Raw genomic sequence first — 25,518 nt, 5'->3', positions numbered from 1 at the left:
ACGAATTTAAACTAAAAAGTCCAGATTTTTCAACCTGGACTTTTCTATACTTTAAAATTGCCTCGAAAATTCTATTTCGATAAATATAAATTTCGTTCAGCAAATATCTTTCTAAAGAAAGGATCCTTTAAATCTTTGATGAATTGTATTGCTTCACCTGTAGATTTCATCTCAGGTCCTAGTTCCTTATTTACATTAGGGAACTTGTTAAATGAGAATACAGGAATCTTAATTGCATATCCTTCTTTCTTAGGCTGGAAATTAAAGTCTGTTACTTTTTTATCCCCTAACATTACTTTTGTTGCATAGTTTACATATGGTTCGTCATACGCTTTTGCGATAAATGGAACCGTACGAGATGCTCTTGGATTTGCTTCAATAACATAAACCTTGTCATCTTTAATTGCAAATTGAATATTAATCAATCCAACAGTGTCTAATGCTACAGCAACTTTTTTCGTGATATCCTCAATTTGTTGCATTACCAAGTCTCCCAAATTATATGGTGGTAATACTCCGTAAGAATCTCCTGAGTGAATTCCAGCAGGCTCAATGTGCTGCATTACACCAATAATGTATACATTCTCTCCGTCACAAATTGCATCAGCCTCTGCCTCGATTGCTCCACCTAAGAAGTGATCCAACAAAATTTGATTGTCTGGCATGTCACGTAAAATATCTACAACATGGTGCTCAAGTTCTTCCTTATTGATGACAATTTTCATTTTTTGTCCACCCAATACATAAGAAGGACGAACAAGTAATGGGAAACCTAAATCATCAGATAATTCTAAAGCTTGCTCTGCACTTTCAACCACACCAAATTCTGGATAAGGCACATTGTTGTCTTTCAATAATTTTGAGAAACGACCTCTATCTTCAGCTAAATCTAAAGCATCGTAGCTCGTTCCCATAATTTTGATACCGTAACGCTCTAATTTTTCAGCCAATTTCAATGCTGTTTGTCCTCCTAACTGAACAATTACACCTTCTGGTTTTTCATGACGAATAATGTCATAAATGTGTTCCCAGAAAACTGGTTCGAAGTATAATTTATCAGCGGTATCAAAATCTGTCGAAACTGTTTCAGGATTACAGTTGATCATGATAGTTTCATATCCTGCTTCTTTTGCAGCTAAAACTCCATGAACACAAGAGTAATCGAATTCAATTCCTTGACCAATTCTGTTTGGTCCAGAACCTAAAACAACAATTTTCTTCTTATCAGAAACTTCACTTTCGTTTTCTAATTCAAAAGAAGAGTAATAATATGGTGTTTGCGCTGGGAATTCTCCTGCACAAGTATCAACTAATTTATAAACACGTTGAATTCCTAATTCGTCACGTTTTGAGTAGACTTCTGACTCTAAACATTTCAATAAATGAGCAATTTGTCGATCGGCATATCCTTTTTGCTTCGCTTCAAACAACACTTCTTTTGGAATTGTGTCTAAAGATAATTTCTCGATTTTACGCTCTAATTTAATTAGCTCTTCAATTTGACGTAAGAACCAAATATCAATTTTTGTTTTCTCTTGAATACGGTTAAACGGAATTCCCAATTTAATCGCATCGTATATATGGAATAGTCTATCCCAACTAGGGAATTCTAAACTTTCTAAAATCTGGTTTTGATCTGTAATTTCTTTCCCATCAGCTCCTAAACCATTACGGCCAATTTCAAGTGACTGACAAGCTTTTTGTAATGCTTCTTGGAATGAACGTCCAATTCCCATAACTTCCCCAACCGATTTCATTTGAAGACCTAATTTACGATCTGCTCCTGGGAATTTGTTAAAGTTCCAACGTGGTATCTTTACAATTACATAATCCAATGTTGGCTCAAATAACGCCGAAGTTGTTTTTGTAATTTGGTTGTCTAATTCATCCAAAGTATAGCCAATCGCTAATTTTGCAGCGATCTTTGCAATAGGATATCCAGTTGCTTTAGAAGCCAAAGCTGATGAACGAGATACACGTGGATTAATCTCAATTGCAATGATTTTCTCTTCATCGTCTGGAGAAACTGCAAATTGAACATTACAACCTCCTGAGAAATTACCAACTGAACGCATCATTTTGATGGCCATATTACGCATTTCCTGGAAAGTTGTATCTGCTAAAGTCATTGCAGGTGCAACAGTTATTGAGTCTCCTGTATGTACTCCCATTGGATCAAAGTTCTCAATAGAACAAATAATCACAACGTTGTCATTTTTGTCTCTCAACAATTCCAACTCATACTCTTTCCAACCCAATAATGCTTTGTCAATCATCACCTCGTGAATTGGTGAAGCGTGTAATCCTGCATCTAATAGATTGTCAAACTCTTTTTCGTCATATACTACACCTGCTCCTGCACCACCTAAAGTGTATGAAGAACGAATACATAACGGTAAACCAAACTCTTGAGCTACACTTTTACCTTCTAAAAATGACTTTGCTGTTTTTTGAGGCGCCATAGGCACATCGATTTCCTCCATCAAATTACGAAATGCCTCACGGTTCTCTGTAATTTCAATTGCGTCGATGTCAACTCCAATAATATCAATATTGTTGTCTTCCCAAATTCCTAACTCATCACATTTAATCGCTAGATTTAAAGCTGTTTGACCACCCATTGTAGGTAAAACTGCATCAATATCATGCTTAGCAATAATCTCACGAATGCTATCCGGTTCTAGTGACTTCAAATAAATGTTGTCTGCGACTACTTCATCTGTCATTATGGTCGCTGGATTCGAATTGATTAACGTTACTTCAATCCCTTCCTCTCTCAATGATCTTGAAGCTTGTGACCCTGAATAGTCAAATTCACATGCTTGACCAATTACGATAGGTCCACTACCAATAATTAAAACTGACTTAATTTTCTCGTTCTTAGGCATTCCAATTTTTCTTTATGCTTATGATGTAAAAGCGTTATACAAATCGGACACAAATTTAATTCATTTTTACTACTTTTATAAGCATGCATAGGTTTAATCTTGATATTTTTTACTGAATTATAGGAATGCAAAAATTATACACCTCAGAATATAAAAATTTAACTGTTTATTCTTGACTCAATATGAATCAAAAGATCAAAAATGTTACCCACCAAGACATGAAACTTGCCTACGAAGTTTATGGAGAAGGTGAACATATAATCCTCTGTTTTCATGGCAATGGCAGGACGGCTAGCGATTTTGAGTTTCTTGCTACAAAAGGCAGAAAAGTAATTTCAGTTCATCTTTTTCTGCATGGTTTCTCCACATTTGATTCGGAAAGAATTCACAAAAATTTGATCACAGATAAAGATGTTAAAAAATTGTTAGAAAAATTATTAAAAAAAGAAAAAGTAGAAACTTTTCATTGGGTAGCCTATTCGCAAGGTGGAAGATTTACGCTAAGTACTTTCCATCATTTTGCTGATCGGGTTCAAAGTTTAAATTTAATAGCACCTGACGGACTCAACAATTCAAACTTCTATAGCTGGTCGCAACACAGATGGTGGGCTAGAATGTTATTTAGAAGATGGATAAAAAAGCCTAAAGAACTAATGTTAATTGCCAAGGCTTTGGCTAAAGTAAAAATCATTCATCCCAAAATCGTGAGTTTCTTGGAATTCTACACTAGTGATCCTGAAAAGTTTAAAATGTCCTATAAAACATGGAGCGCATTTCGTCAACTTCGACCAAATTCAACATTGATTAAACAAAGTTTAAACAACAATAAAATCCCATTTAAAATTATCATTGGAGAATATGACAAAATCATCACAGCTAAAAGTGCTATTCAGTTTTTAAAGAAGGTTGAACAACCAAAAGCATTGCATAAAATACCCTATGGACATGATATTTTCAAACCACATATTTTAGAGAAACTATTTACAATAATGACTTTTGAAGATTATGAGAAATAACTAAATACATTCAACTCGAAGAACCGTTCTTGTGCTTTCCTCAATTTTGAAGTTTTCCCCTACTCCAAATCCAAAAACACCTAAAATTATGTTCTTCTCATTTACTAATACAAGGATATCCTCTTTCAAATGCGCAGCTACTTTTCTATCTCGTAAAAATTTACCTAAAGATTTCTCCCCTTTCATACCTAAAGGACGAAAACGATCTCCTTTTTTCCACTTACGTACAGAAAGATTCCCCTCTACTTTTTTGACATCTAGAAATAAATCTCGATCATTCAATACAATTTCATCTTTTGCTGACCTTGTAATTTTAATAGTGTCAAACTTTTCTTTATGCTCTTTATGATTAAAAACTAAAGATTGACCTTCATTCCAAACTTTGACTTTGTCGTTACCGATATACTTTCCTTTTGAAGATTTGGCCAATCGATCAATTTCTACAGCACTATACTCCCCTATCTCATGGATAAACAATAAATGGTCTTTAACCCAAATGGGTAATTTTAACCACTCAGAAATTTGAATTTCTCGTTCAACTTTAACCCCATCAATAAATGTCATCACTTTCTGAAATAGATGCATTAAAGGAACAACTTCATGCAGTGGAAAATCATTGTTTTTCAGCTGAAATAATACTTGGTTACGGTACCAGTTTCTAGTATAATCATTCTTTGTATTAGAAACATCTTCTCGCCATTTCCATTGATTTTTTTGCGCCAATTCAATTAAATCAGATTTTCGGTGATTCAATAATGGTCTTAAGTAGCCATTTCTAAATCTCGGCATTCCCGATAAACCTTTCACTTTTCCTCCTCGACGCAATTGCAAAAAGAAAGTCTCTAGCTGATCATCATAATGGTGTGCTAAAAGCACAGTTCCATTTTCTTTTTGAATGACTTGCTCAAACCAAGTATAACGCAATTCTCTAGCGGCCAATTGAGTATTCATTCTCTTGTCTTGACCATATTGAAGTGTATCAAACAACTTCACCCTAATTGGAACATTCAATTGCTGAGCTAAATTCCGAACAAATGCTTCATCTCCATCCGAATCATTACTTCTCAATCCGAAATTACAATGCAAAATTCCTAATTCTTGAGGATATAGTTTATGCATTAAATGTAGAAGCACAACCGAATCTACTCCACCACTACACGCCACCCAATATTTAATAGCATTAGTCATTTGTATTCAATACTTCTTTTAGGGCTTTTACTTTGATCATGCATTCTTCATACTCTGCTTCTGGAGTAGATTTTAGCGTTATCGCTCCTCCAACAGGACAACTAATACTACCTTCACTTTCATTGTACAATATACTTCTGATTATCACATTAAAATCAAAATCGCCATTTGGTTTAAAATAGCCTACACTCCCAGAATATAAACCTCTTTTGAAGGTCTCATGTTTTTCAATTAACTGCATAGCGCTAATTTTTGGTGCACCTGTCATACTTCCCATAGGGAAAAGTGCTTTCAGGATCTCTAAAAGTGAAGTTTCTTTATCAATTTCAGCGGAAACTGTAGAAATTAATTGATGAACCGTTTCAAAAGTGTAAACACCAAATAGCTCATCTACATTTACAGAATTACGTTTTGCAATTCTTGACAAATCATTTCGCACTAAATCAACAATCATTACATTTTCGGCACGTTCTTTTTCGCTTGCCAATAAATCTTTTTTCAACTGTTCATCTTCTACTGCATTCATTCCTCTTTTAGCTGTTCCTTTGATGGGCTGAGAAATGAGTTTATTCCCTTCGCGTTTTAGGAATCGCTCAGGACTTGCAGACAATAGATATTTATCTTTCCATGCCAAGAAACAAGAAAATGAAGCTTTCGTTTTTTTATTTAAAGCAAAATAAGTTGCAATTGGATCAATATGGCTGTTTTCGGCATAAAATTCTTGACAAAAAGTAACCTCATAAATATTTCCAAACTGAATTTCATCTTGTAAAGCTGCAATTGTTGAAATGTAATCACGCTGACTTAAGCCCGCTGTGAGTTTAACATTGTTTACAGGTGTTTTATTCTCTTTGGTAAAAAATTCAGTAATGAAAGATTCAGTATCTTCATTGGCTTCTCCTTTCAAAAAATGTTGATTTCCATTAGCATCAAATTCTACGACATATTTAGGAACAAAAAAACCAACTTTTGGAAAAGCTATTCGGTCAGGATTATGAGAAGATAAATCTTCAATTTCATTTTTTAAATCATAAGTAAAATAACCAAAACAATAATCACCTTTATGATTTTCTAAAAAAGAAACAATTTTTTCTAAACAAGTAAAATTCTCCTGACACTCAAACAAATAAGTAGGTTCAAAGGCCAATACAGACCGATTCTTGTTATCATTTATGTACGAATAAACACTTTTCATTTGAATTTTATTCTTAATATTACAAAGTAACTGCTAATTTAATTAAATATACTATGAAGCGCTTAACTTGGTCTGCACTTGTCGTGCTGTTTTTATCATTTCATACTTTTTCATGGGCTCAAGAAGCAAAAAAAGTGAAGGTAAAAACAGATTTGGGCAAAATCTATGGAAGCTTATTAACCACTGAAAAGAAGAAAGAATCTCCAATTGTAATTATTATACCAGGTTCTGGTCCTACAGATCGTGATGGGAACAGTGTTTTGGTTCAAACAAATAACTACAAACTCCTCGCTGAGGGACTTTTAAAAGAAGGAATTTCAAGTTTGAGATATGACAAGTTAATGGTCGGTAAAAGTGAAGCCACTATTGAAGAAAAAGATTTAAAATTTGAAGACAATGTAACCATTGTAAATGCTTGGATTGATTACCTTAATGCTAAAAAATTCGAAAACATAATTTTAATTGGTCATTCTGAAGGTTCATTAATAGGAATGTTGGCTGCCCAAACAGGTAAAGTAAACAAATACATATCTATTGCTGGAACAGGAAGAACAATTGACAAAGTATTAATTGAGCAATTAAACGATCAAACGCCTTCTATCATTTCGGAGGTGAGGGAAATTTTCAAAAAATTAAAAAAAGGAAAAAAGGCAACGAATGTTTCTCCTGAATTAGCAGGCTTATTTCGTCCAAGCGTTCAACCCTATTTAATTTCTTGGTTAAAATTCGATCCAAAGGAAGAAATTGGAAAAGTTAGAATCCCGACTTTAATCGTACATGGTTCAACAGATATCCAAGTAACAGAAGAAGACGCTCACCTACAATATGGAGGTAGTAAGTCTGCTGAACTTGTAATCATTGATGGAATGAATCATATATTTAAAGAAGCACCTATGAACAAGGAGAAAAACACAGAAACATATTACAAACCAGGATTACCTTTGCATCCTGAGCTACTTCCAACACTTGTAACATTCATTAAAAAAAGTGAAGCATCTAAGGATTAAAAATTTATTCTTCATTTTAACCACAATACATTTATTCAAGGAATAATAAGTTTCTCATTCCTTCTCTACTTCTAGTAGTTCATACAAGTTAAAACAAGACACAAAAAAACCGTCCCAATTGCTCGGGACGGTTTTATATTTTGAAAATCGTTTAAATTAACTTTCTTTTTTCTCTTCTTTTGGAAGTAAAACTTTACGAGAAAGTTTCCATTTCTTAGATTTTGGATCACGACCAACCACTTTAAATTTCAATAAATCACCTTCTTTGGCAACATCTTCCATTTTAGCGATACGCTCGTTAGCAAATTCTGAAACGTGAATCAACCCATCAACACCTGGTAATATTTCAACAAATACTCCATAGGCTTGAACTGATTTTACTTTTCCTTCGTATGTTGCACCTTCCTCTACAGTTGGAGGGAATGCTATTGAACGAATAGATTTAGTTGCAGCATCCATTGGCTCTGCACCTTCAGCTAAGATTTGAACAATTCCTTCTCCTGTGTTTTCATCCTCTTCAATCATTACAGTTGCTCCTGTATCTTTTTGAATTTGTTGAATGATTTTTCCACCAGGCCCGATAATTGCACCGATTGCTTCATTAGGAACGCGAATTGTTTCTACTCTTGGAGCAGATGGTTTTAATTCTGTTCTTGGCTCAGAAATCGTTTTGTTCAATTCACCTAAAATATGGATACGCCCTGCTTTTGCTTGTTCTAAAGCTTCCGTCAATACTTCGTATGGTAATCCATCAACTTTAATATCCATCTGACATGCTGTAATTCCCTCAGCTGTACCCGTAATTTTAAAGTCCATGTCTCCTAAGTGATCTTCATCTCCTAAGATATCAGACAATACTGCGTATTTTCCTTCTTTATTCATGATTAATCCCATTGCGATACCAGAAACTGGTGCTTTAATTGGAATCCCACCATCCATTAATGCAAGAGTACCTGCACAAACAGTAGCCATAGAAGAAGAACCGTTTGATTCTAAAATCTCAGAAACCAAACGAATTGTGTAAGGATTATCCTCTGGCAATACATATTTTAATGCACGCAATGCCAAGTTACCGTGTCCTACTTCACGACGAGAAACCCCTCTAATTGGGTAAGCTTCACCCGTACTAAATGGCGGGAAGTTATAGTGAAGCATGAACTTCTCAGTTCCTTGATACGTTGCCGCATCAATCATTTGCTCTTGCATTTTACCACCTAAAGTTAAAGTAGTCAATGATTGAGTTTCACCTCTTGTAAACACAGCAGAACCGTGAACCATTGGTAAATAATCTACTTCACTCCAAATTGGACGAATTTCATCGAATTTTCTTCCATCTAAACGAACACGTTCGTTCAAAATAACGTCACGAACAGCTTCTTTCATTGTTTTAGAGAAATATCCTCCAATCAACTTTTCGTTTTCAGCCAATTCCTCTTCAGTAAACAATGCTTTTACTTCCTCCTTGATTGCTTTGAATCCTTCAGAACGCTTGTTTTTATCAGCAGAACCTTGACGTGCAACTTCTTGACATTTTGCGTAAGCAAAGTCATTTATTTTTTGCTTAATTTCTTCATTATTATTTTCGTGACAGTACTCACGTTTTGGTGAAGAACCAGGAACTTCTGCAGCCAAATCTAATTGGAACTGACATTGTTCTTTAATAGCATCATGCGCTACTTTAATTGCTTCGATTAAATCAGATTCTTGCACTTCGTGCATTTCTCCCTCAATCATTACCACATCTTTCATGGTTCCTGCAATCATTAATTCCATATCTGCTTTGTCCAATTCTGAACGCAATGGATTAACAACAAATTCACCATCAATACGTGCAACACGTACTTCTGACATTGGTCCATTAAATGGAATATCAGAAACTGCAATTGCCGCTGACGCAGCAAATCCAGCCAAAGTATCAGGCATGTGTTCACCGTCATACGACATCATTTGAATCATTACCTGCGTATCTGCATGGTAATCATCTGGAAATAACGGACGTAATGCTCTGTCGACTAAACGCATGATTAAGATCTCCAAATCTGATGGACGACCTTCTCGACGTAAAAATCCACCTGGAATACGACCGGCACCAGCAAATTTTTCACGATAATCTACTGTTAAAGGTAGAAAATCAATTCCTTCTTTAGCTTCTTTTGATGACACAGCAGTAGCTAATAAAACTGTGTTGCCCATTTGTAACACTACTGAACCGTCTGCCTGCTTAGCAAGCTTTCCAGTCTCTACAGAGATATCTTTACCTCCGATAGTGATGGACTTTTTTATTCCTATATTCATATTTATTTATTTACTTTTTATCAAAAAATTAAAGAAATTAGATTCTTTAATTTCATTTTAACAAAAAAGGGGAACTTCGAATAATATCGATCGCCCCCCTTTTTCTTACATAATTTTGATTGATAGATTATCTTCTCAATCCTAATTCTTTAACAATCGCACGGTAACGAACGATGTCTTTATTCTTCAAATAGTCAAGTAAACTTCTTCTCTTACCAACTAATAACTGAAGTGCACGTTGTGTATTGTAATCTTTACGATTATTTTTCAAGTGACCAGTCAAGTGACTAATTCTGTAAGTGAATAAAGCAATTTGTCCCTCTGCAGAACCAGTGTCTTTTTCTGATTTTCCGTGCTTTTTGAAAATCTCTTCTTTTTTCTCTTGTGATAAATACATTCCAATATTATTTTTAATGATTTTTATGTACGTGCTTTTTCAAACACAGCCGCAAAGATAGACTTTTTATTTTGTAATACTATTTATTAAGCAATTAATTTCAATATTTCACACTATAGCAGTAATGAATCCTTTGCTACTCTCCATTTAAAATTAAAATTCCAGATATTATTGTATTTTTAGGTGATTATTAGATCACTATACTTTAATGTAATACTACAATTATGAATAAAATTTTAATGCTTTTTGCTTCTATTTTGATTTCTTTTTCAAATTCTAAGGCTCAAAATTGTACCAATGGAAGATATGATACTGAAATATTTTCAAACTTCAGCATCACCCAAGATATACAGTATGGTTCAAATGTAAACTTTGATGGAAGTAACCAGAATTTACTCCTCGATATTTATAGTCCATCTGGAGATACAGAAACCGAGCGACCTTTAATCATTTTTATACACGGTGGTTCTTTTGTTTTTGGTTCGAAAGAAGGAACTGGAGTTGTACCACTTGCAGAATCATTCGCAAAAAAAGGATATGTAACCTCCTCAATCAATTACAGATTAGGTATGAACAATTTGGTTACGGTTACAGGACCAAGTGAAGCTGATGCTTCAGAAGCTGTGATGCGCGCAACACAAGACGCCAGAGCTGCAGTGAGGTTTTTCAAGAAATCAGTAGCAGATGATAACAATCCATATGGTATTGATACAACAAATATATACTTGGTCGGAAGTTCTGCCGGAGGATTCACTGCAATAAATCTTAGTTTTCTTGACCAAACTTCTGAAATCCCGTCTTATATAGACATGACCGATCCTTCCTTACTCGGTGGATTAGAAGGTAATTCAGGAAATCCTGGCCATACTTCTAATGTAAAAGCAATTGTGAGTCTCGCAGGTGCAATTGGAGACACCACTTGGATGGACAATAACTCTACTCCTATCCTAAGTTTACATGGTGACCAAGATGGAACAGTACCATTTGGAACAGGACAAATTTCAATTGCAATTTTTGACATCATGGAAGTAGATGGCAGTGAAAGTGTACACCTGAAAGCAGATAATCTTGGGATTAAAAACTGTTTTAAAGCTCATTACGGCGCTGACCATGTTCCACACCAATCCAGTGCTGCATATCTTGACACTACAGAACAATATATCACTCAATTTTTATTGAGCGAAGTCTGTGGAGAAACAGAGTTTTGTATTTGTAATACACCACTAGATCCAACACCATGTCATAATGGAAATGGTACAAATAGTTTAAGCTTTGAGGGCTTAAGCGATAAATTATTGATGTATCCAAACCCAGCCAACAATGAAGTTCATCTTATATTAGAAGATTATGCTATAGATAAAATCACTCTATTGAATGTAAATGGTCAAATGATATACAAGAAAGAGTTTCTTCAATCAAATGTAGTTATAGATGTGAGTAGCTTTCAAAAAGGTATTTACTTTCTTTACATAGAATCAGAAGGAAATAGCATAACCAAGAAACTAATAATAGAATAAAATACACAATATGACACAAGACTTAATTAAAGCACTTTAAGTCTTGTGTTTATTTTATGGTTTTAACAATGTTTTAAAATTTCTTCAGCAATAAACTCAGCGGCTTTTCCATCTCCATACAAAAGTGGAAATTCAACGTCTCTTTTGGACATCATTTCTTTCACCCCTTCAACAATTCGATCTTTATCAGCATCTACAATTTTAGCCACTCCTTGTTCAACGATTTCTACCCATTCTGTTTCTGGACGTAAAATAACACATGGTTTTTTAAAAAAGTAAGCCTCTTTTTGTAGACCTCCGCTATCCGTAATCACCAATTCACAGTGTTTTTCTAAAGTGATAATCGTTAAAAAAGAAACCGGTGGAATAATTTTAAGTTGAGGTGATGATTGAATAGATTTCAAATAACCTTCCTCAAAATGTTGCTCCATACATTTCTGTGTTCGCGGGTGAAGTGGCAATACTATTGAATGTTCAGGATGTTGCTCCATCACTTCAAAAAAGGCATCAAAAATTGCTTTCAATTTCTTTGGATGGTCTGTATTCGCCCCTCGATGAACAGTCGCTAAAAAGTAAGGACTTTGGTCTAAATTGAATTCCTTAAGTATTTCCCTATTCTCCTCTGATTTTTCTGAAAAGTAAAGGCTATTGTCATACATAATATCTCCACTATGGTAAACTTTAGGATTATCTGCGTTAAAAGGTGCTTCATTATCCAACTTAAATCCTTCATTTTTCAAATGCTCAACTCCAGTTTTGGTTGGTGAGAAAAGCAAAGTTGAAACATGGTCGCACATAATACGATTAATTTCTTCGGGCATAGATTTATTAAAACTTCTTAAACCTGCTTCAATATGAACAATCGGAATTCCCATTTTTGAACCCGCTATTGCTCCTGCCAATGTCGAATTTGTATCTCCATAAACAACAATTGCATCAGGCTTTTCATCTATAAACAACTGTTCTAGTCCTGAAATCATTTCAGCAGTTTGAACACCATGTGAACCCGAGCCGATATTTAAATTGTAATCTGGCTTTGACAAGCCTAGTTCTGTAAAAAAAACTTCAGACATTTTCTCATCGTAATGCTGCCCTGTATGCACCAATACTTCCGATAATTCATCTTTAAACTTAGTTTGTATCGCACGCGATAAAGCTGCGGATTTGATAATTTGAGGTCTTGCACCAATGATGGTGATGATCTTTTTCATGGAGTTCAATTTAGAATTCAAAAATAATTAAAATAAGGAAGTTCAACGGAATACATCACAAATAATGAGAATATCATTATTTCAACTCAAAAGCTTATTTAAAACAATTATAAATACCATTAAATTGGTATTAAATATCCAATTTATTTTTGGCACTTTTGCAGTGAAATGGGAAAGAATAAAAAAATCGCGTTAGTTGGAAATCCAAATTCTGGAAAAACATCATTGTTTAACCAATTAACTGGCTTAAATCAAAAAGTTGGAAATTATCCAGGAGTCACTGTTGACAAACGTTCAGGAACGATTAAACTTCCAAATGAACAAGTTTGCGAATTGATAGACCTTCCTGGTACTTATAGTTTATCTTCAAAAAATGATGACGAAAAAGTAGTTCAAGATATTTTATTGAATCCTGATTCTAAAGATCTTCCTGACTTGCTCATTATTGTTGCTGATGGAACAAATTTGGCAAGGAACTTATTCTTGGCTTCTCAGGTTATTGAAATGGGGATCCCTTCTATTTTAGCCATTAACATGGTTGACATCATTGAAAAAAGTGGTGACCAATTAAAAATCGATGAAGTTTCTCGCTATTTTGACATACCTGTAACCGCCATTTCAGCGCGTAAAAAGAAAGGTATTCATGAGTTATTAGAAATTGCCACTCAACAACTAAAACCAACAGAACAGTCACTTTTCAAGGCTGGTCAATATACTTCATTACTTGAAGATTCGAAACATTTATTCAATTCGAGGACGCCTTATATGTTGTTCAAGCAAATTAACAATGCGAAAACACTACTTGAGGAAAAGGAACTGCAAGAATTAAATGCGATTACGAAGAAGAATAATTATGAATCTTTAAAAGAAGAAATATTAGAAATCAGTGATCGTGTATCGACGGTAAACAAAGCGACAGAAAAGTTTTACATTAAAAAATCAAAAGATAAGCAAAAAAACATCACTGATAAAATTGATCAATATGTTACACATCCAGTTTGGGGACTCTTTATCTTTTTGGCGGTTTTCTTTGTGATTTTTCAAGCCATATTCACTTTTGCATCCTATCCAATGGACTTAATCAATGATGGAATTGTCGATTTAGGGATTTGGGTTGGAAATTTCCTTCCTGATTCTTGGTTTACAGATTTCATTGTAGATGGAATTTTCGCTGGATTAGCCGGCGTATTTGTTTTCGTACCACAGATAATGATCCTCTTTGCGTTAATTGCCATTCTTGAAGATACTGGCTATTTATCACGGGTAAGCTTTATGGCTGATGGATTACTCAAAAGATTTGGGATGAATGGAAAATCTGTCGTACCATTAGTAGGTGGTTTCGCTTGTGCGATCCCTGCAATTATGGCTGCGCGTGCCATTGAAAACAGAAAAGAAAGGTTCATAACTATCTTCATCACTCCGTTAATGGCTTGTTCTGCCCGACTACCAGTTTATGTTTTCCTGGTTTCATTTATCGCTCCAGACGAATATATATGGGGATTTGTAAGTGTTCAAGGTTTATACATGATGGGACTTTATCTACTTGGATTTGTTGTTGGACTATTAGTGGCTATTGTAATCAATATTTTTTCCTCTAAAAATAGCGACAATAGTTTTATACTTGAATTACCTAACTACAAAGTTCCAAGCTTCAGAAATGCGTTGAACACTATGATCAACAAAGGTAAAATATTCGTAGTTCAAGCCGGTAAAGTTATCCTTGTTGCCTCAATTATTCTTTGGGTACTTTCCTACTTTGGTCCTGGCGATCGATTTGAAAAAATTGAAACGAAATACGAAACATTAATTACAGAAAATGAAACCAAAGTAGATTCACTTTACGCTAAGATGAACAGCGAAAAAATTGAAAACTCTTACCTTGGAATTATGGGAAAAACCATCGAACCAGCCATTCAACCATTAGGATTTGACTGGAAAATTGGAATTGCCCTTGTTGCTTCATTTGCCGCTAGAGAAGTCTTTGTTGGTACGATGTCTACCATTTACAGTGTAGAAGGCGGTGAGGAAAACGAAAAAGGTTTAAAAGCTATTAAATTCTCTTATGCAACTGCATTCTCACTTTTAATCTTCTACGTTTTTGCACTTCAATGTATGAGTACTATTGCGGTTGTTCGTCAAGAAACTGGTAGCTGGATAGTGACAATTGTTCAGTTTATTAGCTTTACAGCAATTGCATATGTGGCTTCATGGCTAACCTTTAACGTTTTAGGATAACTCAAAGACAGAGTGAGAGACAGAGTGAGCATGAAATCTTAAAGTTCAGGACAAGTTTAATCAGTATAGAGTTTAAAGAAAGGGAAAACAATGTTTCAGAGTGAAAATTAAGTTTTAAAGCTCAAGACTAGTTTAATCAGTATAGAGTTTATAGAAAGAGTAAACAATGTTTTAGAGTGAGAAACAGAGTGAGAATGAAGTCTTAAAACCTACCTCGTTAGTAGACAAACGACATAAGCCTTCAAAGCTTTCTGTGTACCAAAAGAATCAACTTTTTCGTGAGTTGTAGCTTTAATTGAAACATTATCAATTTCTGTTTCCAAAATTCTAGCAATCGTTTCCTGCATTTGAGGAATATGTGGATTCAATTTTGGTTTTTCAAGAATTACTGTCGCATCTAAATTTCCTAAATGAAAACCTTTTTCTTTTATCAATTTAAAAGTATCGCGTAACAGGATTTGAGAATCGATATTCTTATATTTTGGATCTTGATCAGAAAAATGAAAACCTATATCTCTTAGATTTAAAGCACCCAACATAGCATCACAAATAGCGTGTAAAAGCACATCTGCATCAGAATGTCCTAGCGCTCCAATTTCAGAAGGAACATTCACTCCTCCAACCACCAAATCACGTCCTTCAACCAATTGATGGACATCTACTCCAAAACCAATTTTGATATTCATTACTCTGGCTTTATATCACCATTACTCCCACCTTTGTTACTTTCTAGATTTAATCTTAAAGTAAAACGGATTGTATTTTGAAGTGGGTTATTCGTCTTCAAAGAAGTTAAGTAAGAAAAGTCAATTCCAAACACATTATACTTCAATCCAACTCCAAACGTTAGGTGTTGACGATTTCCTTTAGTCATATGCTCATAAAAGTAACCTGCTCTCGCAGCAAATAAATCATTGTACCAGTATTCTAAACCTGTACCAATCATTATTTCATTAAGTTCTTCTTTTAGGCGCGATCCTTTCTCAACTTGGTAAGTTCCATCTGCATTTTGAATCGGTTCACCATTTTCGTCTTCAACATAAATTCCTGGTGCGTCATAAAATGATTGCAACATCCCTGCTACTACACCAACATTTGGATCGTAACCAGAAATAATATCTCCCGAACTTGAACTTCTTAAAGGTTGAGTTGGAACCAATAACTTTGAAACATCTGCAGCCCACGTCAAACTATTATAACTATCTAATTCGAAAGTTAAAGCTGTTCCTAACTTTAAATTTGTTGGTAAGAAGTCACGATCCGTATCATCTGCTGAATATGTCATTTTGTTACCTACATTATTCAAAGTAATACCAAAAGCCAAAGAACCTGGAGTACTTCCATAACGAACATCATCACTAAAGTAAGAAAACGAAACATCAGCCGCACCAGCAATACCAGGTTTACTTGTACCACCTTCTGTATTTACACCAGCCGTTAAATCAGAGTAAATAAATTTACCATTTAATCCAAGTGAGAATTTTTCATTCAATTGAAATGAATAACCTCCCAACAACTCTAATTCAGAAGGATTATGCTGAAGGGTTTTAACACCATTATTGTCCGTAAAAACGATTTCACCCAATGTAAAATAACGTAATGAACCACCGATTACATTTCTTTCGTTCAAACGTACAAATCCTGCAAGGTGAGATAAATTAATATCACTTGCAATATTCTGTAACCATGGAGAGTAAGACAATGAAATTTCAGAATCTTCTTCTGAGAACGCCAACATAGATGTGTTCCAAAAGAAAGAATTTGAAGATGGACTCAAGGCCGTTCCAATATCTCCTAACGCACCTGATCTAGAATCTGGGGTAATTTGTAAGAAAGGAACCGCAGTGGTAATTGCGTTCAATTGCAATTCTGAGGCATCCTTTGCATCTGAGGACTGCCCTATCGCAGCAGTTGTCAATAAAGTAGTTAAACCGGCTAAAAAATATTTTTTAATCATCTATGTGTTATTAATCGACTTTAAAAATTCAGGTGCTTAAAAATGCCCCCAAATGGATTCAAACATTTTCGAATCAACAAATATACGTATTCTAACAAAATTTATTGTGTTAAAACACTAAAGTTACTTTAAAAGATAAAGTTTTTGCATTTCTTGAGTTTTCTCTCCGTCAGGATTTTCAATTGTAACACGGTAAACATACACTCCTTTTGCCAATTGATCTCCAAAATCATCTCGACCATCCCATGCAACACCTTCAGTTCTAAACCCTCTTGTTTCCACCAACTTATTAATTGTTCTCACCAATCTTCCCGTTACAGTAAATATTTCAATTTGCGTTTCTAAGGCAGAACAAACTTGATTATGCTCAAAGAAAAACTCCGTATGCGTAGTAAATGGATTTGGATAATTTAAAACATGTTCAAGAGCAATATCCTCTTCTTCATGAACTGTAAATTCAATTACCTTTTCACTAGAATTATTGTTGACATCCCAAGCTTTAAAAGTTAAAGTGTGTAAACCTGGAGTAAGCTTATCCATTTGATAAGTTAAACTCCCACTTTGGTAGGTATCTAAATCTGATTCATAGTAAGAATTCAACACGGTGGCATCACTCGTATTGTCATCCAAAATCATTGTAATATCGTGACCTATTCCATTTCCTACAGTATTAATTCCACTTTCATCGTATAAATGGGCAATTAAAATAGGGAAATCATTTGAAATCCCTCCATTTACGAAGCTTTCATCATTCAAATACAACTCTATTTCAGGCCCCAATTGATCATTTAATCCCGACGTATCAATCCCACCAATCAAAAAGTTTTTGGAATAACCTCCAGCGTTAATCTCTGTGTTACTTGTATTCCAGGAGTAAAATGTTGCCTTTCCATTTCCATATGCATAATTAATGTCTTTTGGAACAATAAAATCAAAGTCAAAATAACCGTTCGAGACTGTAGCCTTACCTTTAAAAAGAATATTTTCTTGTTGATCGAAGGTTCTAACAGGGGAATCAGCATCTTGTCCTAATGTAGTACGTTCTGAAGCTTTATCGTAAATTGTTGGCTGAACGATTCCATTATAACTACTTAAAAGATTCCCAAATTGATCTTCGATATGACCTGACATACTTGACTTAGAAAGCGCTTTTAAAGTATCAGCTGCAGAAAGTACAGAAATTGAATTAACACTATCAACCACAACTTTCTCATAAGGCAATGCAATTGTTAAAGCAGGATCTCCAATCAACATAAAACTTCTCTTATCAGATCCACCCGAAGATTGATTTTTGGTGTTTATTATAATGTCTCCAAAAGTTAATGGCTCATTATCGGCATTTCTTTCAAAAACATTTTGGAAAAACTCTTCCGTCACTGCAGTATTTGTATAAATATATACGGCTCTCGAAGTAGTCATCAAAGCAATTGCTCCTCCTTCATCATTCAAAGCCATATATTCCCCTATTGAAACTTGACGGTTGTCATCAATTCTTGAAAATTCACAAGTTGCAGAAACAAATAATGTTAACTCATCAATATTTGTTTGGTCTAACACCTCGCCTACTGTAATAATACGTTCCTGAGCCGCTCCTGCAGAACCGCCATGTCCAACATAACACGTAACCAAAGATCCTGCATCAATACTTCTCTGGATTGCATCGTTGACATCAGGGAATCTTTCTCCTCCAGCAGTTGTAGTTTGCTCAAAAGCATCGGAATAAATTTTAATCGCATTCATTTCCTGATGGTTGTTTTCAAAATAATTATAACCGAACTCTAAATCATCTATGAATTGAGATTGATTTTCATCATCTGCAATCAAAGTATACCTTTGTCTCCAATTTCCATGAGTTGAATTTTTGTCACCTTCATCACACTCACCACAAGACATATCACCTGAAGAAAACAAATCAGAACCATTTTTCATATAGTGTTCTACTTTATCGACTAGAATCTGGGCATGAATTGTTGTAGTTGCGGTAAATCTACCGACGGCAATATCCATTTTATCTGAAATATTAAAAGATTCGTTGTCGTCTAACAATCCAAAATAATCATCAGAAACCAAAGAAGAAACATAGTTTTCTGAGTTCTCTGTTTCATAGACAGGAACCATATAATTATTATTCTCTACCCTATCTAATGGATCATAAGTTCCATCACCAAACAACAACATATATTTTGGTTGTTTAGAAACATCTCCTTCCGCACGGTCATAAAACATTTTTGCAAAATACTTTATTGCAGTTGGATCCTGCGTTCCTCCTGAAAACTCATTGTAAACCTGTTCAGTTGATACAACATGCACTGATAAACCATTATTTTCATGTAATGAAGCTAATCTATTTGCCTGAGAGACAAAAAGTGGATGGGTAACGATTAAATAATCTGCATAACCTAAGGCATGTAGATTTTGAGACTGAACTCTTTCAACAAAACTTGGAGTATTATATTGTGAACCATCAAAAGTGATAAATTGTCTCAAACTATCGGTAGCTACGTTAAAGCTAAAAGTACCATTCGAATTAGAACCTTGAACTATTTTAGGTTGGGTACGTTCAGTAATCTCCCAAACCTTAGCATTTGATGGAGTATTGGTCATTCGCATTTCAGCAACATTACCTGCACCAACAGATTCTAAATCTCTAAATTCACGACCATTACTAAATCGTAGAAAGCTACGTGCATTCACCTCTATAAAATCCAAATAACCTTTTGCATCTGGAGTGTTACGATCAAACTCTATGTTAATTGTAAAATTACTAGATGTTGGTGTGAAAATACCAGGAGCCAAATTAAATCCAGTTCGATTATAACTTGCTTCAGCTGGACTTCCTACTGTATCTGTTCCTATTAAATTACCATTGTATCGAAAATTAAATACTGAACCTCCGACATTTCCTGCCATAAAGGCTCTTAGTTCTACATCTTCAGAACTGTTTAAATCCGCTATGTTCATTGAAATACTTTGATTCAATTCAGCATCAAACTCCTCTCCATACCAACGCTGACCTCCAAACATAAGACTTCTGAGTTCTTTTTCATGAACAGCATAAGAACTATAATTAGTTACAACGTGTGTTGCAGGCTTTTGCGAAATATCGGCATTTTGGATTCGAGCTGGACTATTTCCAGAATCAATATTTATGTAATAGGTACTTAGACTAGAATAAATATTTCTGATAAATCTAAATCTGCCTGTACTTTCTTCCCATTTATGAGGACCTCTTCCATAAAAAAGAATGTAATCACCTTCATCAAAAGAACCATCTCCTTCCCCAACAATTTGGATGTCATTTTTCAACAAATCATCAGGACGGTATTCACTATTTAATTCTGGTAAAATTCCAAAAGCGTTACCATAAATATTTATATCGGCAGGATCTAGGCTACTAACATTAACTCCAATACTGTTTAAAAAATTATAATCTATTTTATAAATACCATCTTTATCTACTGAGATCTTATACCATTCTCCACTTCCACTTTTTAATACAGACTCTAGAGCAAATTCTGGGTCTTTATTTGAAAAATTATTTTGAGAAGTTTGTTTAAATACAATAGTTTCTACTTTTCGAACCTGACCATTGACTTTCACAAAAGGATTTAGCTCTAAAACGGCGATTGGTCTACCTCTATCCTTTATATTTTTAATCTGAAATTTTGGAGCAGTACCAACTTCAATTCCGTTATCTTCAATAAATGAACTCATCACTTTATCCACAGGAGAGGATTGGTAAGATAAAAGGTCAAAACTCCAATCTAATGAAGAAGAAAGTCTTTTATATTGTGCTATATATATAAAGTCTTCACCATCAAATACAGCACCTTCTAAATTAGGTATCTCAATTTTTCCTGATGGCACAACTATATAATCAGATTCTTCCTCCCATTTCAAATCAACAGTTACTTCATTCTGAGCGTAGCTGTATTGACCTAAAAAAACAACAAGAAAAAATAAAATTAACAGAGAAAATACTTTATTCATTTTAAATAATTTTGAAAGTCGCCAAGTTCTAAAAAAGATTTAATAATAGCGCTATTGTTGCATAATAAACGACAACATTTTAAACATATTTTAAAAGAACTTTATTTTATTTGTAACTATGCGCTTTTTTTTTCGTAAAATTGACGGATGTTTATCAAATCTGAAAAGATTAACTATGCTAAGAAAAACTATATCTCCGTTACTTGCATTATTAACAATACTGGTTATCAATGCATTTAACAACAAAACATACGCACAAGACCCACAATTTTCGCAATTTTATGCGAATCCAATCTATTTAAACCCTGCATTTGCGGGTAGTCATGGTTGTCCACGATTTGCTGTAAACTACAGAAATCAATGGCCAGCACTTTCGGGATCTTATGTTACATATTCAGCTTCCTATGATCAATACATCAAAGGAATGAATGGCGGAATTGGTGTTATAATGACGCATGACCAGCAAGGAAAAGGAACAATTAACCACACCACTTTAAGTTTGATTTACAACTATCACTTAAAGGTAAACCGTAAATTCACTATGATGTTTGCCGGGAAAGCAACTTGGAATCAAAAATCATTGGATTGGGATCGTTTAACTTTTGGAGATATGATTGACCCACGTAGAGGTTTTATATATGCTACTGGAGATGTGCCAAGAGGTGGTTCGAGAGGATTTTTTGATGTGTCAGCAGGAATGGTTGGATTTACTGAGCAGTTTTTCTTTGGAGTATCTGCACATCACTTAAACATGCCTGATGAATCAATGATAATTGGTCAAAGTAGAATGCCTATCCGTTTTACTGGACATGCAGGAGCTAAAATCCCTCTAGGTTCAAGTTCAAAATACAACAACAATGTATCTATTATGCCAAATATGATTTTCCAATATCAACAAGGATTTATGGAAACATTATTGGGTACTTATGTACAATATGGCGCATTAACAGCTGGTGCATGGTTCCGTTCTAGAGATGCATTCATTTTATCAGCTGGAGTAAATACAGGGAAATTTAAGGTAGGATACAGTTATGATGTTACAGTATCTGCATTGAACAACGGTGTATCTGGAGGTTCACATGAAATATCATTAGGATTAGACTTATCTTGTAAGGTTAAAAAACCAAGCTTTAGAACAATTTCTTGTCCTTCTTTTTAAGAAATTTTGTAACTAAAGATAAAAAACACGTTATTTGTATATTAGACGAAGAATTGAATTATGAAAATAAATACCAATAATATGAAAAGACTAACGCAGTGGGTTATGGCAATTGGAGCCATAGCAATCGTTTCTTCTTGTTCAAGGGAGACATCTAACACCACAGGTTGGGACTATAACAATCCAGGAATGGGTGGTTTTCAAAAAGTTCCTTTTGTTGATCAAGAAACTGGACCTGGATTAATACTCGTTCAAGGGGGTACTTTTACGATGGGTCGTGTTGAGGACGATGTTATGTACGATTGGAACAATAGACCAAGACGTGTAACAGTTTCTAGCTTCTACATGGATCAAACGGAGGTTACTAATTTTCATTGGAATGAATATTTATACTGGTTGCATAGAGCCTATAATGGAACTTATCCAATGGTTTATAAAAATGCATTACCTGATACATTGGTATGGCGTTCAAAGCTTGGATTTAATGAGAAATATGTAGATTACTACCTTCGTCATCCAGCATACAGAGACTATCCTGTTGTTGGTGTTTCTTGGTTACAAGCTAATGATTACTGTAAGTGGAGAACCGACCGAGTAAATGAATATTTGTTGATTCGTGAGGGAATTTTAGATTTCAACATTAATCAAACAGATGAAACGACATTTAATACTGAAGCTTACTTAAATGGAAAAGGTGACGAGAGTATTCGTCAAAACCTTACAGATTTAAATCCTTCTAAATTGACAGGTAAGAGAGGTAACGAATTAGGAGAAAGACGTGTAAGAATGTCTGACGGTATTCTACTACCACGTTACAGACTGCCAACAGAAGCTGAGTGGGAGTTTGCATACTACGGATTAATTGGAAACTTAAAAGGTGAAGACACTGAAGTAATTTCAAGTCGTAGAATTTATCCATGGGATGGACACTATGTTCGTCAAGACAACGAAGAATTCCAAGGTGAGATTCGCGCTAACTTTAGAAGAAGTCGAGGTGATTATATGGGAGTTGCTGGAAACTTAAATGACGGTGCTGATGTAACTGCTCCAGTTGATCACTATTGGCCAAATGACAATGGATTGTATAATATGGCAGGTAATGTTGCTGAATGGGTACTTGATGTTTACAGACCTCTATCTTCAGAAGATGTTGATGACTTTAGACCATTTAGAGGAAATGTTTTCCAAACTAAAGTATTGAACTATGAGGGAGCCATTGATGAAAAGAACTTCCAAACAGAATATGATGTTCATGGAATGAAAGAATACTTAAACGAATTTGAAAGAATCCGTTTCCAAAGAGTTTCTGCTGCAAAACATGATCCAGATGACGATGTTATTACTGATGGAATCATGAAAACAAATGAATCTAAAAACCCTGTTGCTAGAGGATATGCTCCAGACCCATACTATGTTTCTCATAATAGTGAAAAAGATAAAGAGGAATTGAGAATCCTTAAAGAGATCAATGCTATTCTTGACAAAGCCGTTGAATATAAAAATGATAAATTAGACGCAGAGGCTTCTATGTATGTTCAAGAAAATCTATTTGAAGGAATCTTTATCGATGAATTTAGAGAAGGTGATTTAGGAGGTGAGTATGCTTATGAAATTATCTCAATTTTAAGAGATGGTTTTGCTGATTACATGGTTGAAACACCAGGTAAATTAAAATATAGAGATGTTACTGAAGAAGAAAATATTGGACGTCTTAACTACAGAAGAGCAGATTATATCGATTATTTAGATGGTGATATTGAGTCTTCAATTCACTACGACAATACTGAACGTATGAATGACATTAACCAAGCAAGACGTGATCCAGAATTAGTAATGTATCAAAGTGAACATGAAGAGTATGACCTAAAAGGTTCTGGAATTAAACCAGGAGGTCCTGATGATCGTACAGCTTGGCCAACGACTTTGGTATCAAACAAATCTAGAGTTTATAAAGGTGGATCTTGGAAAGACAGAGCTTACTGGATGGTAGGTGGAAACAGAAGATTCCTTGATGAAGATCAAGCCACTGATTATATTGGATTCAGATGTGCTATGGACAGAATTGGTAGTCCAGGTGGAATGAATCAGAAAACAAAAAGAAAATAAAAAGAAGTTTTCACTATATTTGAGTCCCGACAGTTATGTCGGGACTTTTTTATTTTATACTATGGAAGATAAATTCAAACTTTTAGAAGAATGTACTGGTGTTTCTACTGATACCAGAAAAATTGAAAAAGATAACTTATTCATTGCTTTAAAAGGTGATAATTTTGATGGAAACAAATATGCCCTAAAAGCGATTGAACAAGGTGCTAAATATGCTGTTGTTGACGATGTAAATTTAAAAGATCACCAAAATCTTGTTTACGTCGAAGACGCTTTAGTTTTTCTTCAACAATTAGCCAATTACCATAGAAAAAAGTTTGATATCCCTGTTATAGGAATCACAGGAACAAATGGAAAAACAACAACGAAAGAATTAACCGCTGCCGTTCTACAACAGAAATATAATATTCATTTTACACAAGGAAACTTGAACAATCATATTGGAGTTCCCCTTACCCTACTCCAACTGAACAAAGAACATGATATTGCAATCATTGAAATGGGGGCTAGTAAAATTGGAGATATAAAAGAACTAACGGATATCGCAGCACCAACACATGGAATCATTACCAATATTGGATATGCCCATATCGAAGGATTTGGTAGTCCTGAAAATATACTTATAACTAAAACAGAATTATACAGAGCTATTGAAGAAGTTGAAGGGCATCTTTTTTATAATGGAAATGATGAAGTCCTAGAAAAACAATTGCCTCAAGCTTGTTCTACATCAACTTATGGAGTCAATGGTGATTATAATGTACAAGGAAGTCAAGTTGAACTTACTCCTTTATTAAGCTTTAAATGGTCAAATAAGGAGTACTCCTCTCCTACCGTATCAACACAAATAATTGGAAAGTATAATTTCTACAATATGCTCGCTGCAATTTGTATCGGACAATATTTTGAAGTGAATCAAGAAGATATCAATAATGCTTTAGAAGCATACAAACCTAATAATAATCGTTCTCAACTTGAAACCACAGATTACAATACTGTGATTTTGGATGCCTACAATGCAAATCCTACGAGTGTGAAATCGGCTTTAGAAAACTTCTCTGAAATTACTAAAGAAAATAAAATGTTTGTTCTTGGTGACATGCTCGAATTAGGAGAAAACACATTACATTTTCATACTGAAATCATCGAATTGAGTAAAGCATTAAATTTACAAGGAATGTTTGTCGGTAAAATATTCTCAAGCTTGAAAGAAAAACATGATATTCTCGCATTTGAAGATACACAAGCTGCAAAAGATTTCATTTCAATCGCTACTCCAGAAGACAATCTTATTTTGTTGAAAGGATCGCGTGGAATTGGATTAGAAAAGTTAATGGAGGTTATTTAGCCAAAGTTA

At 34.5% G+C, this 25,518-nt stretch carries 16 protein-coding genes; 7 read left to right on the top strand and 9 right to left on the bottom strand.

Annotation, left to right across the window (positions count from 1 at the left end; all coding sequences use genetic code 11):
* Positions 1-71 precede the first annotated feature (71 nt).
* The gene (gene carB, locus DXU93_RS10710; protein ID WP_116881283.1) at positions 72-2,888 is read right to left on the bottom strand and encodes a carbamoyl-phosphate synthase large subunit; all 2,817 of its coding nucleotides are present in this window, start codon (positions 2,886-2,888) and stop codon (positions 72-74) included.
* Positions 2,889-3,070: 182 nt separating this feature from the next.
* Between carB and DXU93_RS10705 the strand changes: the two genes are divergently transcribed.
* Positions 3,071-3,904: an alpha/beta fold hydrolase gene (locus tag DXU93_RS10705; RefSeq protein WP_116881282.1), complete on the top strand. Its 834-nt coding sequence runs from the start codon at positions 3,071-3,073 to the stop codon at positions 3,902-3,904.
* Here DXU93_RS10705 and tilS read toward each other — a convergent pair whose 3' ends face one another.
* Positions 3,905-5,092: a tRNA lysidine(34) synthetase TilS gene (tilS, locus tag DXU93_RS10700; RefSeq protein ID WP_116881281.1), complete on the bottom strand. Its 1,188-nt coding sequence runs from the start codon at positions 5,090-5,092 to the stop codon at positions 3,905-3,907.
* The gene (gene pabB, locus DXU93_RS10695) at positions 5,085-6,287 is read right to left on the bottom strand and encodes an aminodeoxychorismate synthase component I (RefSeq protein WP_116881280.1); all 1,203 of its coding nucleotides are present in this window, start codon (positions 6,285-6,287) and stop codon (positions 5,085-5,087) included. The genes tilS and pabB overlap by 8 nt, the downstream gene beginning before the upstream one ends.
* 53 nt (positions 6,288-6,340) lie before the next feature.
* Between pabB and DXU93_RS10690 the strand changes: the two genes are divergently transcribed.
* Positions 6,341-7,294: an alpha/beta hydrolase gene (locus tag DXU93_RS10690; RefSeq protein WP_205679260.1), complete on the top strand. Its 954-nt coding sequence runs from the start codon at positions 6,341-6,343 to the stop codon at positions 7,292-7,294.
* 156 nt (positions 7,295-7,450) lie between these two features.
* On the opposite strand, the gene DXU93_RS10685 is transcribed toward DXU93_RS10690, so the two are convergent.
* Both DXU93_RS10685 and rpsO read right to left on the bottom strand, forming a co-directional pair.
* Positions 7,451-9,589, bottom strand: coding sequence for a polyribonucleotide nucleotidyltransferase (locus DXU93_RS10685; protein WP_116881279.1), 2,139 nt, complete (start codon positions 9,587-9,589; stop codon positions 7,451-7,453).
* A gap of 127 nt (positions 9,590-9,716) precedes the next feature.
* Positions 9,717-9,986 (bottom strand): 30S ribosomal protein S15, encoded by a 270-nt coding sequence (gene rpsO / locus DXU93_RS10680; protein ID WP_116881278.1) that lies wholly within the window; start codon positions 9,984-9,986, stop codon positions 9,717-9,719.
* A 224-nt stretch (positions 9,987-10,210) separates the two neighbouring features.
* Here rpsO and DXU93_RS10675 point away from each other — a divergent pair, with 224 nt between their 5' ends.
* A complete protein-coding gene (locus DXU93_RS10675; protein ID WP_116881277.1) occupies positions 10,211-11,503 on the top strand; it encodes a T9SS type A sorting domain-containing protein in 1,293 nt (430 codons plus the stop codon).
* A 62-nt stretch (positions 11,504-11,565) separates the two neighbouring features.
* Here the strand turns inward: DXU93_RS10675 and wecB are convergent, their stop codons facing one another.
* Positions 11,566-12,714: a non-hydrolyzing UDP-N-acetylglucosamine 2-epimerase gene (gene wecB / locus DXU93_RS10670; RefSeq protein ID WP_116881276.1), complete on the bottom strand. Its 1,149-nt coding sequence runs from the start codon at positions 12,712-12,714 to the stop codon at positions 11,566-11,568.
* Between the two features lie 168 nt (positions 12,715-12,882).
* On the opposite strand from wecB, the gene feoB reads away from it, so the two are divergent.
* Positions 12,883-14,949 carry a ferrous iron transport protein B gene (gene feoB, locus DXU93_RS10665; protein ID WP_116881275.1) on the top strand — a complete coding sequence of 689 codons (2,067 nt, stop codon included), beginning with the start codon at positions 12,883-12,885 and terminating at the stop codon, positions 14,947-14,949.
* Between the two features lie 209 nt (positions 14,950-15,158).
* Here the strand turns inward: feoB and ispF are convergent, their stop codons facing one another.
* The 3 genes from ispF to porU all read right to left on the bottom strand — a co-directional run bounded on the left by ispF (position 15,159) and on the right by porU (position 20,896).
* A complete protein-coding gene (gene ispF / locus DXU93_RS10660; RefSeq protein ID WP_116881274.1) occupies positions 15,159-15,635 on the bottom strand; it encodes a 2-C-methyl-D-erythritol 2,4-cyclodiphosphate synthase in 477 nt (158 codons plus the stop codon).
* Positions 15,635-16,906, bottom strand: coding sequence for a type IX secretion system outer membrane channel protein PorV (gene porV / locus DXU93_RS10655; RefSeq protein ID WP_116881273.1), 1,272 nt, complete (start codon positions 16,904-16,906; stop codon positions 15,635-15,637). Before porV ends, ispF begins: the two co-directional genes overlap by 1 nt.
* 123 nt (positions 16,907-17,029) lie before the next feature.
* Positions 17,030-20,896: a type IX secretion system sortase PorU gene (porU, locus tag DXU93_RS10650; protein ID WP_116881272.1), complete on the bottom strand. Its 3,867-nt coding sequence runs from the start codon at positions 20,894-20,896 to the stop codon at positions 17,030-17,032.
* 175 nt (positions 20,897-21,071) lie between these two features.
* Between porU and DXU93_RS10645 the strand changes: the two genes are divergently transcribed.
* The 3 genes from DXU93_RS10645 to DXU93_RS10635 all read left to right on the top strand — a co-directional run bounded on the left by DXU93_RS10645 (position 21,072) and on the right by DXU93_RS10635 (position 25,509).
* On the top strand, positions 21,072-22,055 hold the full coding sequence (locus tag DXU93_RS10645; RefSeq protein ID WP_165851388.1) for a PorP/SprF family type IX secretion system membrane protein: 984 nt from the start codon (positions 21,072-21,074) through the stop codon (positions 22,053-22,055).
* 81 nt (positions 22,056-22,136) lie between these two features.
* The gene (locus DXU93_RS15135) at positions 22,137-24,161 is read left to right on the top strand and encodes an SUMF1/EgtB/PvdO family nonheme iron enzyme (RefSeq protein ID WP_205679259.1); all 2,025 of its coding nucleotides are present in this window, start codon (positions 22,137-22,139) and stop codon (positions 24,159-24,161) included.
* A gap of 61 nt (positions 24,162-24,222) precedes the next feature.
* Positions 24,223-25,509 carry a UDP-N-acetylmuramoyl-tripeptide--D-alanyl-D-alanine ligase gene (locus DXU93_RS10635; protein WP_116881270.1) on the top strand — a complete coding sequence of 429 codons (1,287 nt, stop codon included), beginning with the start codon at positions 24,223-24,225 and terminating at the stop codon, positions 25,507-25,509.
* The last annotated feature ends 9 nt before the right edge of the window (positions 25,510-25,518 follow it).

This window comes from Brumimicrobium aurantiacum (assembly GCF_003402975.1).
In the GTDB taxonomy this organism is placed as follows: Bacteria; Bacteroidota; Bacteroidia; order Flavobacteriales_D; family Crocinitomicaceae; genus Brumimicrobium; species Brumimicrobium aurantiacum.
Note: the sequence above shows the minus strand (reverse complement) of the source record. Positions and strands in the feature narration are given on the sequence as shown.